Genomic DNA, 15109 nt, shown 5'->3' on the forward strand with positions numbered 1-15109 from the left:
TGTCAATGTGACGATGAATGAGGTAATTGTGTCGACGAATAGCCGCGGAATGGTTTTTCGCCGATGCATTATTCCCTTTTGCCGCAAACCCTGCTCAAATCAGTCGTACCTTCATTCGTAGCGGTACTCCAAATACTGATATCATTTTAAGCAATAAAGGCACGGCTAATAGCACAATTCATTATTTCGAAGAAATTATCATGCCTTGCCTCCATTTGGCCCGAACAGAAAAAGGTATAATCAATTAACATAAATACATTCTTCACAATTATCAATCCCCCTTTCTTTTTAAATTAAATACCTGTATTTTAGATAATTAATTTCTCCCGCCCGGGTAGAATTCGCCGAAAGGCATCACCAGTTTTAAACCGATAATTACTAAAAAAATGGAACAGCAACCTAACCAGCCATCACCCGAAAACATTATGAAAATTGGCACAGGGTTTTGGGCCTCAAAAATCCTTTTAACCGCCGTAAGTTTTCAATTGTTCACCCGGCTTGCCGAAAAGAAAACCATGAAAGCCAACGATATCAAAAACATTTTAGGGCTTAAATGTACCGACAGGAATGTTTACGATTTTTTAGATGCGTTAACCATTTTTGGTTTTTTAAAGCGTGAAGGTATTTTGGATACGGCTATTTATTCTAATTCTCTCGACACAGATACATTTTTAGATAAAAACAAGCCATCATATATTGGCGGCATCCTTGAAATGATGAATAATCGTTTATATACATTTTGGGGTAGCCTGGGCGAAGGATTGCTTACCGGGCTTCCGCAAAACGAAATAAAAAAAAGCGAGGATTTTTTTGGCTTAATATATTCAGATCCTGAAAAATTGAAAGGGTTTATTAATGCAATGAGTGGCATTCAAATGGGGAACTTTATGGCCTTTGCTCAAAAATTTGATTTTACCCAATATAAAACACTGATTGATGTAGGCGGTTCGGCCGGGCTACTTTCATTGATGGTTGCCAGGCATAATGCCCATATGCGTTGCACCAGTTTTGACCTTCCGCCGGTTGAGCCTGTCGCAAACGCAACTATACAGCAATTCGGGCTATCCGACCAGGTAAAAACAGCAAGCGGCAACTTCTTCACTATGCCGATACCCAATGCTGATGTTGTTGTAATGGGAAATATCCTGCATGATTGGGACGAGGAAAATAAAATATCATTAATGAAAAAAGCTTATGACGCGCTCCCCGCCAACGGAGCATTTGTAGCTATCGAAAACATAATAGATAGCGAGCGAAAACAAAATGTTTTTGGAATGATGATGAGCTTGAATATGCTTATTGAAACAGGTACCGGATTTGATTACACATTTGCCGACTTTAACAGATGGGCAAATATTGCCGGGTTTAAATCAACTTCAATTATTCCATTAACCGGGCCATCAAGCGCGGCAATTGCATACAAATAGATCATGGGTTCGATATTACTGAGAGGAAAAGAAATACAGGCAAAAAGTTCGAACCTAATTAAAAAATAGCACGGCTGGCACCTCCGTCTACCTGTATGGTTGTCCCGCTGATGTATGCCGCCTGGGCAGATGAAAGGAATGCTACCAGGGCTGCAAACTCTTCCGGCTTACCAATGCGTTTGAGTGGAATGCTTTTAGCTTTTTCCTTAATTGCCTCTTCGGGGTCCACGTCCTGGGGCAGTGTGTGCCTGATCCGATCTGTCAAAATAAGGCCCGGCGCAATGTTATTGACGGTAATTCCATAAACGCCTAATTCGTCGGCAAGCATTTTGGCCGTACCAACTACGCCCATACGCATCGCGGTAGACAGCACCGAGTTGGTCAATACAGACTTGACCGAACCGCTAACGATATTGATAATACGGCCGCTGCCTGCCTTTTTCATGAACGGTAATACCAACCGGGATGTACGAACAAAACTCAGCAAGTTTTGTTCATAAGCCTGTTGCCATTGTGTGTCGTCAAAGCTCTCAAACTTCCCGAACGGTGGCCCGCCGGCATTATTAACCAATATATCTATCCGTCCGTATATGCTGCCCGCCCCATTTATAAACGAAGTCAATTGCTCGCTATTGCTAACGTCTACCGGGAAGCAGGACACTTCATTGCCCGTCTTTGAGCTGATGTCTTCTGCGGCCTCGTTAAGTTCTGCCGCGTTCCGGGAACCGATGATGACTTTCGCGCCTTCTGCTGATAAAGCCATTGCCGAGGCTTTTCCTAATCCTTTACTTGCAGCCAGCACTACAGCTACCTTTTGATCTAATCCGAGGTTCATAAGCAAATCTTTTAAGAAGCAAATGTCCTGAATTTTTAACTATAAGACCTGCTGTTCTAAAAAATTGACGATTAGCCCACAGTCAAACAACTATTCAGTTTTTTTGCGAAAGATTACAAATACTCCATGTGGTTATTACTTTGATTTGGGGCTGATTTTTCTTTCACCTGTTTGCCCTGCTCAGTTTCCTTCTAAACCTTGAAGCCAGGGATTCCAATTCGCGTTTCTCAATGTCTTCGGGCCTATGAAACTGGGATAAAACAAGGGCCCTTGAAAGTTGAATAGTGCCGTTGGTGGTTTTTACAAGAACGTTGTCTCCGCGTTCTGAATGATTTTTATAATTTCCGATTTGAGGATCGATACCGGCAAGGCGCATCAATAATTCAACTATAGCATAGAGCGGCAGTTTGTTCTTCGACATACATTTTGCTTATGTTGTTTAATACTAAGTTAAGTATATTTTAACAATTAATAAATAATACCCCTTCTCTGGCCTTGCAAGGCTTGGTGTGACAAGGCCGGCCAAACAAAAATTTATAGCCTAAAACTATCTTCATTCTTTATTATCATATATCATAAATTTACCTCTATGAAAAAACTAACCTTTTTAACCTTATTTGCCCTGCTCAGCAAATTTGGTTTCGCACAAAATTTAAACAGTATGCAATGGTACAGTAAACCTCAAAAATCATTAATAGAAGGCAGTACGCTGCACATGACCGTTGACCCCGCAACCGATTACTGGCGGATAACACATTATGGCTTTATCAGGGATAACGGTCCATTTTATTTTACCGAACAGGAAGGCGATTTTGAAGCCAGCGTAAAAATTACCGGGGCCTACAAAGAGCTGTTTCACCAGGCCGGGTTAATGGTAAGGATAGATAACAAAAACTGGATAAAAACCGGAATTGAATATGTTGACGGCGTACAAAACGTAAGCGCTGTAGTTACCCGCGAAGTTTCGGACTGGTCTGTAGTGCCGAGGCATGACAGCCCCAAATCGGTTTGGCTGAAACTGCTGCGCAAAGGCGATTTCGTAGAAATCAAATATTCGTTCGATGGTGAAAAATATGATATGCTCCGCCTGGCTTACTTTCCGCCCAATGTAAAAGCGATGATTGGCATGGTTGCGGCAGCACCGGGTAAACAAAGCTTTGATGTAAAGTTTGAAGATTTTAAAGTACAGAAGATCAGCAAGTAATTTTGCCGGAAGATGGATAGAGCTACGCCTTTGAACTGGAGTTTGAAGGCTTTTTTATTTTAAAAGTATTATGGTAGAAAGAGGAAGAATATCGCTTTCATTACATTTCCACCATTTTTATTATTTTTGCCCCGGTAACCAACCATTCCCTTTATGTGATAAATAATTTCTTTCAGGACAGATAAACAGCGCCGTTACCACAACGCATGCTGTAATTATTCACGCTTTAAAGAAAGAAATTATGCTTATTCTGCACGATATCACTTATATACACCCTAACCGTGATCTTTTATTTGCCGGTATAGATCTCGTAGTCAATAAAAACGATAAAATTGCCCTGATAGGCAACAACGGTACCGGGAAATCAACCCTGCTTAAAATATTAGCCGGAAACTTACAACCCGCAAGCGGCGTAGTAAAAACTACTTCAAAGCCATATTATGTGCCCCAGATTTTTGGACAGTACAATGCGTTTAGCGTTGCCGAAGCCCTGCAAATAGCCGATAAACTAAATGCCGTAAAGCAGATCCTTGAAGGCAATGTTACCGACGAAAATATGACCCTGCTCAATGACGACTGGGCTATTGAGGAACGCTGCCAGGAAGCGTTTATATATTGGCAGCTTACGGATATTGATCTTTCGCAAAAAATGGGCACGCTTAGCGGCGGGCAAAAAACAAAAGTATTTTTAGCAGGCATCGCCATTCATCGCCCCGAAATAGTTTTGCTGGATGAGCCGAGCAACCATTTGGATAATTCAAGCAGGGAGCTGTTGTATAATTATATCCAATCAACCAATAATACGCTGGTGGTGGTTAGTCACGACCGTACCTTACTCAACTTACTTAATACGGTTTGCGAACTTAGCAAGCGGGGCATAACCGTTTACGGCGGAAACTACGATTTTTATGCCGAACAAAAAATGGCGGAGAGCGATGCCCTGAACCAGGATGTAAGAAACAGGGAAAAAGCGCTCCGCAAGGCTAAGGACACAGAAAGGGAATCGATTGAACGGCAGCAAAAGCTGGATGCCCGCGGTAAAAAGAAACAGGAAAAAGCCGGCGTGCCAACCATCATGATGAAAACACTTAAAAACAGCGCCGAAAAAAGCACCTCGAAGATGAAGGGTGTCCATGCCGAAAAAACTGATGCCATCGCACAGGAACTAAGCCGGCTGCGTACACGGTTGCCGGATATTGATAAAATGAAGATGGGTTTTGACAATTCGGCACTACATAAAGGGAAGGTACTGATTACCGCTAAGGACCTCAACTTTGGATACGGAGATCAGCAGCTCTGGAAGTCGCCGTTAAGTTTTCAAATCGCCAGCGGCGAAAGGCTGGTGATCAAAGGGGCAAACGGTTCGGGCAAAACAACGCTGATAAAGATGTTGTTGGGCTCACTGAAACCACAATCGGGCACAATAGAACGCGCGGCGGTTAAAGCCATTTATATCGACCAGGATTATTCACTCATCAATAACAAGCTCAGTGTTTATGAACAGGCAGAAGAATATAATTCGGGCGTATTGCAAGAACACGACATCAAAATTCGCCTCAACAGGTTTTTGTTTACTAAGGAGTATTGGGATAAACCATGCAGCGCACTGAGCGGCGGCGAAAAAATGCGGCTGATGCTCTGTTCATTAACCATCAGCAACCAGGCACCAGATATGATCATCCTGGATGAGCCCACCAATAACCTCGATATTCAAAACATCGAAATTTTAACAGCAGCTATTAACGATTACCGGGGAACGCTCATCGTTGTATCCCACGATGAATATTTTTTAAAGGAGATAAACGTAGAACAGGAGATTTTGATAAGGTAAAAAGATAGAACAAAAGGGGCCACCGTTTGCTTTGCATACAGCTGGCCTCTTTTGTTTTTCATTTATTTAAAACCCCTTCTTCCTTGTGATCCCCGGCTTTCTGCTTTTCCGCTCTGCAGGTTCGGGAACACCTTCTGCTCCGTAGCTGCGGGCCATTTTGGCTATGCGCTCTTCCATGGTCTCGGTAGTCAGTTTTTCCCGGCCAAGACTGTCAACCATGATCGGAAAGGCGAAAGGTGTTGGTCGCTCAATCACTTTCAAAATGATATTTTGTGTTTGGATCCGTTGCAAAGCAGCCCTTAGCCTGAACTCTTCTAATTGAAAGGCTAAAGCCTCGTTATAGGCCTGGCGTACCAGTAAGTTATCCGGCTCATACTCGCTGAAAACTTCAAACAGCAACGAGGTTGATGCCTGCAAATGCTTATTCTTTACCTGCTGACCGGGATAACCCGTGAAAACCAAGCCACCGATATGTGCTATATCCCTGAAACGGCGGCGGGCCATTTCATTGGCGTTTAAACTGTGCTGAATATCATCTATCAGGTTATCTATCGAAAAAAAGCCGGTATCCTCCAGTGCTTCTTCAATAGGTATATCTTCGTCGGTAAGCAATTCAAAGCCGTAATCATTCATGGCGATAGAAAAACTTGCAGGCCTTATTTTACTGATGCGATAGGCCAGCAGCGATGCCATACCTTCGTGAACCAATCGTCCCTCAAAAGGGTAAAACAGCAAGTGGTGCCCCTCTTTTGATTTAAATGACTCGATCAAAAACTCATGGCTTTGCGGCAGGTGCGATAACTGTTGCTGCAAATCAAAAAGCGGCTTCAAAGCTTTAACTTCAACATCTTTTTCGATGCCATGCGCCACCTCATCCAGCTTAAGCCTGAATACAGCCGCCAGTTGCGATGATAACGGCATGCGTCCCCCGTTCCAACTCGGGATGATGCCTTTGGTTGAGTTGGATTTTTTAACGTAGGCTGTCATTTCTTTCACCCGTACAAACTCCAAGCTCCGGCCAGCAAACCAAAAAGTATTACCAGGCCTTAGTTTGGATACAAACGACTCTTCAATAGTACCCAGACTACCGCCGCTTAACCATTTAACACGGATACTCAATTCACTGGTAATGGTACCAATACTAAGCCGGTGCCGCATGGCTACTCTGCGGCTATTTACTTTATACAATCCGTTTTCGACCTCAACTTTTAAAAATTCATCATACTGGGCAAGCGTTTTGCCGCCGCTGGTAATAAAATCAAGTAGCTGACCAAATTCGTTCCTGCTCAGATCAGCAAAGGCATAGGTGGTTTTAACCTCCTTAAACAGTTCATCGGCGTAAAAACCATCAGACACGGCCAGTGTCACCATGTACTGGATTAGCACATCCATGGTAAGCAGCATCGGATCGCGGCTTTCAAAAATCTTATCCTTAATAGCTTCCTTCAGCGCCGCGCCCTCCAATAACTCGAGCGAGTGCGTGGGTACAAAATAAGCCAGAGATGTCGCTCCAGGATGGTGCCCGCTTCGCCCTGCGCGTTGCATAAAACGGGCAACACCTTTGGGACTGCCAACCTGTACAACGGTATCTACAGGGCGAAAATCAACCCCCAGGTCCAAACTTGAGGTGCACACCACCAATTTTAGCGCTTCGGCGTGCAGGGCGGCTTCTACCCAGTTGCGCAGCTCGTTATCCAATGAGCCATGGTGCATAGCCATGATGCCTGCATACTCGGGGTAATTATCCAAAATGGCATGGTACCAGATCTCCGATTGAGAGCGGGTATTGGTAAATATCAGTGTTGTTTTACTTTTGGCAACTATCTCCATCACCTCGGGCAGCAGCTTTAACCCGATATGCCCCGCCCAGGAGTAATTCTCAATATTCTGTGGAATAATAGACCGGATATCCAGCTTCTTCTCCAGGTTAGCGCGTACCATTTTAACCTGTTCCATCGGAAAATCATTTCCTAATAAAACTTCGGCAGCCTGTTCAAGATTGCCAATGGTTGCGGAGATGCCCCAGATTTTCACCGCACCCCAACCCTCCCCGAGGGGGAGGGAGCTTTTTTCTAAATATTGCTTAATGGAATCAATTACCTTTTCAGGACTTTGCAACACTTCATCATTAGTATATCTCAGCACCGTATATCCCTGTGAATTTAAATATGCTGTCCTTTCTTCGTCTAAATGTTGTTGCTCTATGCTGTTATGATATCCTCCATCAACCTCAACAATCAATTTCTTCTCAAGGCAAATAAAATCTGGCATATAATTCAACACAAGATGTTGCCTACTGAATTTATATCCCGTCCTTTTACCTCTCAATAATTGCCACAAAATATTTTCAGCTTCGGTAGGTTGATGACGCATAAACTTTGCATTATCAATATTTGCCTGCCAGCTCAAAGCATCGGTTGTATGATAGCCGGGATATTTTTCTTTTACTTCAGTATCTAACTTTTCGGCTCCCTCTCCTTTGGAGAGGGTTGGGGTGAGGTGCTTTAATCTGGACAAACCCAGCTCCACCTGCACTCCCCTCTTCGTACCCAACAACTCGTGCCATTCATCAATTACAACTACCTGCAGCTGACTAAACAGTTTAGGATATTCCTTTTGGGCCAGCATGAGGTGAAGGCTTTCGGGCGTGGTAAGCAGTACTTCGGGCAGCTTTTTTTTGAGGGCCTGTTTTTCGGCAGCAGGGGTATCCCCTGTGCGGGTAGCTATGCGCCATGGTAAGCCGATCTCATCGCAGGCTTCCTGCATGGCTTTGCGGATATCGTTGGTAAGCGCCCGTAATGGCGTTATCCAAAGCATCAGCAAACCATTATTTTGTTTTGTTTTATAGGTATCGGGATGTGTATTGATGAACCCTGCCAGAAAAGGCAGGAACAAAGCAAAGGTTTTACCGCTGCCCGTGGGAGCATTCAACAAGCCTGAATAGCCGCCAAGGTATGCCTCCATCATTTCGGCCTGGAAAGGGAACTGCTCCCAGTTTTTTTCCATGTACCATTGCTGTATAACCTGTTGGCCTTTGCTTATCATTATCCTGTTAACAAAATTTTTGTTGTTTGGTTATTGCACAAATAATCGAGCCAACAAAATAACTATTAAATTGGTTATGGTAATATGACGATCAGAAATAGCTTAATAATCATTTCGATAGCCATCTGCCTTTTGGCCTGCGGCAACAATTCAAAAAAAGAAACAACTTTAGCCGATACCAATCACGTACCCAGGGATACCACAGGCCAGCATTCAGGCAATAAAAACGATACCTCCGTCCACCATACCATGGCATCCGATACCAATACGGCCAACACCGTTCACTCTGACTGGCTGATAACTCCCGGCAAAAGCATCGGGCATATTATTTTAAATGATGATGTGCAAAATGTGATAAAGCAATTGGGCAAGCCTGATAGCTCCGACGCGGCCATGGGCAGTTCATTGATGGTCTGGTTTGCCAAACATGATATTACCCGTTATCGTACCGCAGTTTTTTCGCACCGCAACATGGGCGGTAAGGATGAATCAATAAGTCATATACAAAAGATCCTCATAACATCGCCGCGGTTTAAAACCGGTGAGGGCGTACGTGTAGGTTCAACCAAACAGGATGTTCAAAAATACTATGCATTAAAGCTAACCTCTACCTATACCAACAATGGCGGCAAGGTGCAGATTTACACCGATCCGGGTAAAGGGATTTCTTTTGAAATAGATAGCAGCGGCCGTTGCGTTGGCGTGGTAGTACATAAAGCCAATGATACTGCAGTGGCTTATTTGAATATGCATTGATTTTTTTCGACGTAGAAACATATAATTGCGTCCTGGGCATACAAATCACGATATTAAGTAAAGCCGCCTGTCCTGCGGGAGACGCATGTGATGCGTCTTTACAAATAAAGAAGGCCTTCCCGAAACGGAAAGACCTTCTTTATTATGATATCGACTATCCTTATTTCTTTTCGGGCATCAATATCAGTTTAATCAAATTTTTACCGCTCAGGTATTTATTGGCGGCATCTTTGGTGCTTTGAGGGGTTATTTGTTCAAGGCTGCTTACATGCCCCAGGATCTGATCAGGGTTTTCGCCGTTTTGCGATGTAGAGGCAAGATATCCTGCCCAAAAAACGTTTTGCTTTAGCTGCTGCTGCGTTGAACGGGCTTCTTCGGCAACAAATTTTTGGATATCTGCCGGTAAGGCGCCGTTCTGTTTAATTTTGGCTATCTCCTCCATGGTAGCATTGATCAGCTTATCCACATTTTCGGGTGCACAACCAAAAGATATGGTAAAAGTGTAACGCCCCCCCGGAATTTTATGGTAGCCGGCCCTTACCCCGGGAGCATATACACCGCTTTCCTGCTCACGTAACCGTTCAATCAGTTTAATGTTCAGTACTTCTTCCAGCGCATCTACCTGTATATTGTTAGCTTCATTGTAATCATAATCGCCGCTAAAAACCAACTGTACTGTGCTTTTTTCACCTACCCCTTTATTCACCGTTTTGGTGATCAAACCAGCAGGCGGTTCAATATTCATGTTTTTATAAGTTTCCTTGCTGTTGGTTGAGGGCAAACCGCCAAGGTAATGCTCAAGGTATGGCTTAATTGTTTCTATGTTAAAATTACCCACCAGTGTAAAGGTAAAACCACTGGCGTCGGCAAACCGTTTTTTGTAAAAATCGTAAGCTTTATCAAGTGTTGCCGCATTTAACCTTGGTAAGGTAGTTACCATACCACGGAAATTATAGTTACTTAATACAGCCGATACCGTATCCTGGTAAACACTTCCGGGATCAAGCCCGCGGGTACTCAATATCGACCTGGTTTGATCGATGTTGGCATCCCAGATGTCTTTGTCTTTACGCGGCTGGGTAAAGTACAGGTAAATCAACTGAAGGGCTGTTTCAAAATCGGCTGGTGAGGTATTTCCTGAAATACCCTGTGCAAACTCACTGATATACGGCGAAATACTCAGGTTTTTGCCGGCCAGTTTTTTATCAAGCATGCCCTGGTTAAACTGCGCTATACCGCTACCGCTGATAATAGACGAGGCCAGGTTTGCCGACGTAAATTCATCGTCACTTGCCAGTGATGTACCGCCAAAAGCATAACCGTTTATCAGGATCTGATCGTTACGGTATTCAGTAGGTTTTAAGATCACTTTTAAACCATTGCCTAAAGTAAGCGTGGTTGTACCAAGGGCCTCATCTGTTTCTTCTTTAGCAACTTTAGTACCTTCAGGAACTTTGGCCAGCAGCGGGTCACTTGATACATTATCAATATAGGCAGTTACATTTTGGCCGCCTGTGGCAATCCAGTTCAGCAAGGTTTTTTCGTCGGGCAAATTAGCTTTTTCTTTATCCGGGGCCTGTACTACCACCACACGGTTTTGATCGCTGATAAATTTACCGGCCATAGCATTCATATCGGCCAGGCTTACTTTATAGATATTGCCTATATAAAAATTGTATTCATAGCTGATACCCGGGATGGCTTCGCCGGTTAAAAAGTTAGCCTGGTATTCACGTACAAAATTTGCCGAAGGGGTTTTATCCCTCTCCCGGTAAGCATTACCAATACCAACCAGCGCATCCTGCTTGGCGCGTTCCAGCTCGGTAAGGGTAAAACCAAATTTGCGGGCGCGTTCAGATTCAGCCACTACGGCTTTAACCGCTTTTTCAAGTTCGCCGGGCTTGGCGACAACCAGTGAAGTGTAAGCATCCTGGTCGCCAATAAAATTACCATAGCTGGTACGGCCATATAAAAACGGCGGATTAGGTTTTTGCAGCAACTCGTTTATGCGCGAATTAAGCATCTGGTTAAACAACTGCACCCTTACCTGCTGCATGTAATCGCCGGTAGTTTTAGTAACTGTGCCGGGATGTTTTACAATTATCTGTGCAACAGTGTATGGATACTCCGGATCCGTAACAATTTTTACCGCGGTACCCGGTGTTGCAGGTACGGAATATTTTGTCCTCGGCTTTTCGGCGGCCGGGTTTTTAAGCTGTGAAAAGTTTTGTTTAATGAGCGCCTCAACACGTTTTGGGTCAAAATCGCCCACGGCAACAACAGCCTGCAAATCGGGGCGATACCAATCCTGGTAAAAAGCTTTGATGGTTTCCGGCTTAAAGTTTTTCAGGATGTCTTCTTTACCTATAGGCAAGCGCAACGCGTACCTTGAGTTATTAAGCAGCACGGGCAATGTTTGTTGTTGTAAACGTTCCTGGGCATTTTTGCCACGAAGGCGCTCTTCTTCCAAAACAACGCCGCGTTCTTTATCAATTTCGGCAGGATCAAAACTTACATACCCGGCCCAGTTAGCCAGTATATTAAAGCCTTTTTCAAACACACTGACGGTATCGGTTGGCAGAGGTAATTGATATACGGTTTCGTTAAACGAAGTGTAAGCGTTTAAATCGGCGCCAAATTTTACGCCTGCTTTTTGCAGGTAGTCAACCATCTGATTTTTTGGAAAATCGCGTGTACCGTTAAAAGCCATGTGCTCGGTAAAATGGGCCAGGCCCTGCTGATCGTCATTTTCCAAAACAGAACCGGCTTTATTAACCAGGTAAAGTTCGGCCCTGCTTTTAGGCTCAACATTGGCACGGATATAATAAGTTAAGCCGTTGGGTAATTTACCAATGATCACATCCTTGTCAACCGGTAATATATCGCTCTTGGCAGCAATGGCCTGGGTGCCGGGTTTATTTTTAGGCGACGGAACAGGTTTCTTTTTTACTTGTGCAAAAGCACTTCCGCCCGAAAGTGTTAAAGCCAATAGGGCCAGCGGAACGTATTTGTTCAGGTTCATTATAAAGTTTAAATAGTCAGGGTACTAAGATGCAAAACGAAAATCTTAGTTACAAAGTATTGTTATGAAAATTAATGTTTTGTAGCTGATTTTGAGGCCGGCTTTTTAGCCGGAGCGTGATTAGCCGGAGCCTGGTTAGAAGAACCAAAAGCATCCTGCATCATTTGTGTTAGCTCATCTTTATGTTCTGCAACGGCATTCTGGCCAACCATCATCCCCCTTTGCATTAACGCAGGCAATTTTGAGCTTACTTTTTGTCCTATCGGTGAGCTATAAAACACAGAAATCTGATTAAGCTCATCTTCAGTAAATTCTTCAGCATAAATAGCTGCCATCTTATCTTTAAGCAAATCCCAGGTAAAGTATTTGCTCATAAAGGTTTTCATCACATCAATGAATTTGGTACGCTGCTCTGCAGGCATTTGACTACTTGTGGAGCTAATGATATTATCCATCATTCCGCCAAACTGTTTATCTATACCAATAGAAATTAACAATTGCTCAGCGGCCTTTAAATGTGATTGGGTAATAGTTTGAGTGGTTGTTTGCGCTTTTAAGCTTGAAAAAGAAAACAGGATGATTCCTGTTAATGCGATAAGTTTAAGTTTTAGGTTCATATTAAATTTTGATAAAGATCTTTTTGATGTAGAGCACCCACATCACTACCCATAAAATGAGCACCGTAAATATAGCGCTAATCAGCGAAGCATTTACAGGTGAAAAATAAGGAGCAAAAAAAGTTTGATAAATAGATGAGCCGTTTATTTTAATCATCCCCATATAATGCGGAATAAAGCCCGACAGCACATAAGCTGTTATGGCATTTGCACCAAATACCACAAAGGGATAAGTAAAGCGTTTGTACCCTTGTACGTCAATAAGCCAGTAGCATAAAGCCAGCCCAATGGTTGCCAGGCCTCCGGTATAAAGCACAAAGGAACTTGTCCACAAGGCTTTGTTAATAGGAAAAAACAAATCCCAGAACAAGCCTGCTATAACCGCGATTATTCCGTAAACAAACATCCAGTTAGTTTTGATGTTGTCATCGCGGTCCCTACGTTTTAGCCAGCTGCCCACCCTAATGCCAAACAGGGCTGTGGCAACGGCGGGAATAGTTCCCAGCAAACCTTCCGGGTCCCAGGTATGCGATTCGCGCCAGAGGTGATCGGGCGTAAATACCAGCCTGTCTATCCAGGCTCCCATATTGGTTTCGGGTTCGAGATTGGCATAGCCTACACCCGGTACGGGGATAAAGGCCATGATGATAAAATAACCGATAAGTGCGATGGCAAAAATCCAATCGCGTGTTTTTTGCGATGTCTTGAGATAAAGCACCGTGCTGATGAAATATACCAGGGCTATGCGCGGCAACACACCTGGCAAACGTAAATGAGCCAGCCCGGTATCGGGGTGAAAGATTAGTTGAGTTATCCAGGGGATCAGCAGCAGGATCACGGTACGGCGCAGCGCCTTCAGGATGAGTTTACTATGCGATACCGTAGCCTTTTTACTTTCCATGGCATATATAACCGATACGCCAACCATAAACAAAAAGAAAGGGAAAACCAGGTCGGTAGGTGTACAACCGTTCCATTTAGAGTGTTCGAGCGGTGCATAGATATGCCCCCAATCACCGGGATCATTAACGAGGATCATCATGGCGATGGTAATGCCCCGGAACACATCAAGAGAAAAAAGGCGTTTTGGTTTTTCGGTTATAGTTGAGGTCATAGGCTACATTAAAGAAATTCCCTCCCAAGGGGGGGTGCGTTTGGAATGCGCATTGGCAGGGAGGGGTTTATACACCTTGTTAAAAACAGTGCTAATCGATGAAACCCCTCCCTACACCCTCCCAAGGGAGGGAATCGCACAAGGCCTCCAATTATTAACCCCATTGTCCGCGTCCACAGACAATAGGGTTCAATCCAAATCCTTAAAACATATATCGTTTAAACGCCTCCATAGCCTCATATTCAGCAAGGCCAAGGCGGTCATAGCGCTGGGCAGTGTCGCGGGTGCGGTCTTCTGCCCTTACCCAGAACTCCCTTGCATCATCACCAGGGAATACAGGTCTGTCCTTTTGCGACTGGTGTTTGAAGATCGCATTTCGCTTCCTGATCACCTCCTGTGGCGACAATGGTACTGCCATCTCTATCTCATGTGTTTCAAACTCATGCCATGCACCACGGTACATCCACAGCCAGCAATCTTCTACCCAGGCTTCTTTACCTTTTAACCTGTCCAGTGCAGCTAAGATGATCTTGAAGCATACCAGGTGCGTACCGTTAGGATCTGCAAAGTCACCTGCCGCGAAGATCTGCTGTGGTTTTACTTTTTGAAGCAGGTCGATGGTTAATTGAATATCGTCCTCACCTACCGAGTTCTTCTTCGTTTTACCGGTTTCGTAAAACGGTAGTGCCATGAAGTGGATATGATCATCCTGTAAGCCTGCGTATCTTGCGCCTGAAATCGCTTCCGTTTTCCGGATGAAGCCTTTTACGTTTCTGATTTCCTGGGTATCAATTTCGTTTGGTTGTTTGGTTGGGAAGAAGGCACGCATATCTTCATATGACTTTTGAAGATGAGCGGTGTCTTCGCCGATGCTCTTTGTGAAATCGATAGCAAACTCCATGTACCTTAGCACGTCATCATCCCAAACCGCGGTATTACCCGAGGTTTGGTAAGCTACGTGTACATCATGCCCCTGGTCTACCAAACGGATAAATGTACCGCCCATCGAAATCACGTCATCATCCGGGTGTGGTGAAAAAATGATACTTCTCTTTTTAGCAGGCAGTGCCCTTTCCGGCCTTTGTGAATCATCCGCATTCGGTTTGCCACCCGGCCAGCCGGTGATGGTATGCTGAATCTGGTTAAAGATATCAATGTTGATATTGTATACTGGCCCCTGCTCTACTGCAAGTTGCGCCATGCCGTGGTTATTGTAATCTTCTTCCGTTAGTTTCAGTACCGGTTTGTTAACCTCATT

The 15109-nt window shown here is 44.1% G+C and carries 11 protein-coding genes; 4 read left to right on the top strand and 7 right to left on the bottom strand.

The features are described from left to right. Positions 1-386 precede the first annotated feature (386 nt). Positions 387-1427 carry a methyltransferase gene (locus BLS28_RS23305; protein WP_091173090.1) on the top strand — a complete coding sequence of 347 codons (1041 nt, stop codon included), beginning with the start codon at positions 387-389 and terminating at the stop codon, positions 1425-1427. A gap of 58 nt (positions 1428-1485) precedes the next feature. Here the strand turns inward: BLS28_RS23305 and BLS28_RS23310 are convergent, their stop codons facing one another. Together BLS28_RS23310 and BLS28_RS23315 are read right to left on the bottom strand one after the other, a co-directional pair. Continuing rightward, positions 1486-2262, bottom strand: coding sequence for an SDR family oxidoreductase (locus tag BLS28_RS23310; protein WP_091173093.1), 777 nt, complete (start codon positions 2260-2262; stop codon positions 1486-1488). Positions 2263-2425: 163 nt separating this feature from the next. Continuing rightward, complete coding sequence (locus BLS28_RS23315; RefSeq protein ID WP_091173095.1) at positions 2426-2683, bottom strand: hypothetical protein; 258 nt, start codon at positions 2681-2683, stop codon at positions 2426-2428. Positions 2684-2851: 168 nt separating this feature from the next. Here BLS28_RS23315 and BLS28_RS23320 point away from each other — a divergent pair, with 168 nt between their 5' ends. Further along, positions 2852-3466, top strand: a complete 615-nt coding sequence (locus tag BLS28_RS23320) for a DUF1349 domain-containing protein (RefSeq protein WP_091173098.1) — start codon at positions 2852-2854, stop codon at positions 3464-3466. A gap of 241 nt (positions 3467-3707) precedes the next feature. Then, positions 3708-5297 carry a ribosomal protection-like ABC-F family protein gene (gene abc-f, locus BLS28_RS23325; protein WP_091173100.1) on the top strand — a complete coding sequence of 530 codons (1590 nt, stop codon included), beginning with the start codon at positions 3708-3710 and terminating at the stop codon, positions 5295-5297. A gap of 66 nt (positions 5298-5363) precedes the next feature. Here abc-f and BLS28_RS23330 read toward each other — a convergent pair whose 3' ends face one another. Further along, entirely contained in the window at positions 5364-8342 is a 2979-nt protein-coding gene (locus tag BLS28_RS23330) for a ligase-associated DNA damage response DEXH box helicase (RefSeq protein ID WP_256337520.1), read from the bottom strand. Between the two features lie 84 nt (positions 8343-8426). On the opposite strand from BLS28_RS23330, the gene BLS28_RS23345 reads away from it, so the two are divergent. Next, entirely contained in the window at positions 8427-9098 is a 672-nt protein-coding gene (locus BLS28_RS23345) for a hypothetical protein (RefSeq protein ID WP_091173103.1), read from the top strand. A gap of 160 nt (positions 9099-9258) precedes the next feature. On the opposite strand, the gene BLS28_RS23350 is transcribed toward BLS28_RS23345, so the two are convergent. The 4 genes from BLS28_RS23350 to BLS28_RS23365 all read right to left on the bottom strand — a co-directional run. Continuing rightward, positions 9259-12120, bottom strand: a complete 2862-nt coding sequence (locus BLS28_RS23350; RefSeq protein WP_091173107.1) for a M16 family metallopeptidase — start codon at positions 12118-12120, stop codon at positions 9259-9261. A 71-nt stretch (positions 12121-12191) separates the two neighbouring features. Further along, positions 12192-12737, bottom strand: coding sequence for a DUF2059 domain-containing protein (locus BLS28_RS23355; RefSeq protein ID WP_091173110.1), 546 nt, complete (start codon positions 12735-12737; stop codon positions 12192-12194). A 1-nt stretch (position 12738) separates the two neighbouring features. Then, complete coding sequence (locus BLS28_RS23360) at positions 12739-13851, bottom strand: acyltransferase family protein (protein WP_091173112.1); 1113 nt, start codon at positions 13849-13851, stop codon at positions 12739-12741. Between the two features lie 202 nt (positions 13852-14053). Further along, positions 14054-15109: PIG-L family deacetylase (locus tag BLS28_RS23365; RefSeq protein ID WP_176844546.1), on the bottom strand; the 1056-nt coding region annotated here is incomplete at its 5' end.

The sequence above is a fragment of the Mucilaginibacter gossypii genome, assembly GCF_900100945.1.
In the GTDB taxonomy this organism is placed as follows: Bacteria; Bacteroidota; Bacteroidia; order Sphingobacteriales; family Sphingobacteriaceae; genus Mucilaginibacter; species Mucilaginibacter gossypii.

Bases quoted from the DNA above. Each gene is read 5' to 3' on its own strand.
- BLS28_RS23305 (WP_091173090.1), top strand. From the start codon at position 387: ATGGAACAGCAACCTAACCAGCCATCACCCGAAAACATTATGAAAATT.
- BLS28_RS23310 (WP_091173093.1), bottom strand. From the start codon at position 2,262: ATGAACCTCGGATTAGATCAAAAGGTAGCTGTAGTGCTGGCTGCAAGT.
- BLS28_RS23315 (WP_091173095.1), bottom strand. From the start codon at position 2,683: ATGTCGAAGAACAAACTGCCGCTCTATGCTATAGTTGAATTATTGATG.
- BLS28_RS23320 (WP_091173098.1), top strand. From the start codon at position 2,852: ATGAAAAAACTAACCTTTTTAACCTTATTTGCCCTGCTCAGCAAATTT.
- abc-f (WP_091173100.1), top strand. From the start codon at position 3,708: ATGCTTATTCTGCACGATATCACTTATATACACCCTAACCGTGATCTT.
- BLS28_RS23330 (WP_256337520.1), bottom strand. From the start codon at position 8,342: ATGATAAGCAAAGGCCAACAGGTTATACAGCAATGGTACATGGAAAAA.
- BLS28_RS23345 (WP_091173103.1), top strand. From the start codon at position 8,427: ATGACGATCAGAAATAGCTTAATAATCATTTCGATAGCCATCTGCCTT.
- BLS28_RS23350 (WP_091173107.1), bottom strand. From the start codon at position 12,120: ATGAACCTGAACAAATACGTTCCGCTGGCCCTATTGGCTTTAACACTT.
- BLS28_RS23355 (WP_091173110.1), bottom strand. From the start codon at position 12,737: ATGAACCTAAAACTTAAACTTATCGCATTAACAGGAATCATCCTGTTT.
- BLS28_RS23360 (WP_091173112.1), bottom strand. From the start codon at position 13,851: ATGACCTCAACTATAACCGAAAAACCAAAACGCCTTTTTTCTCTTGAT.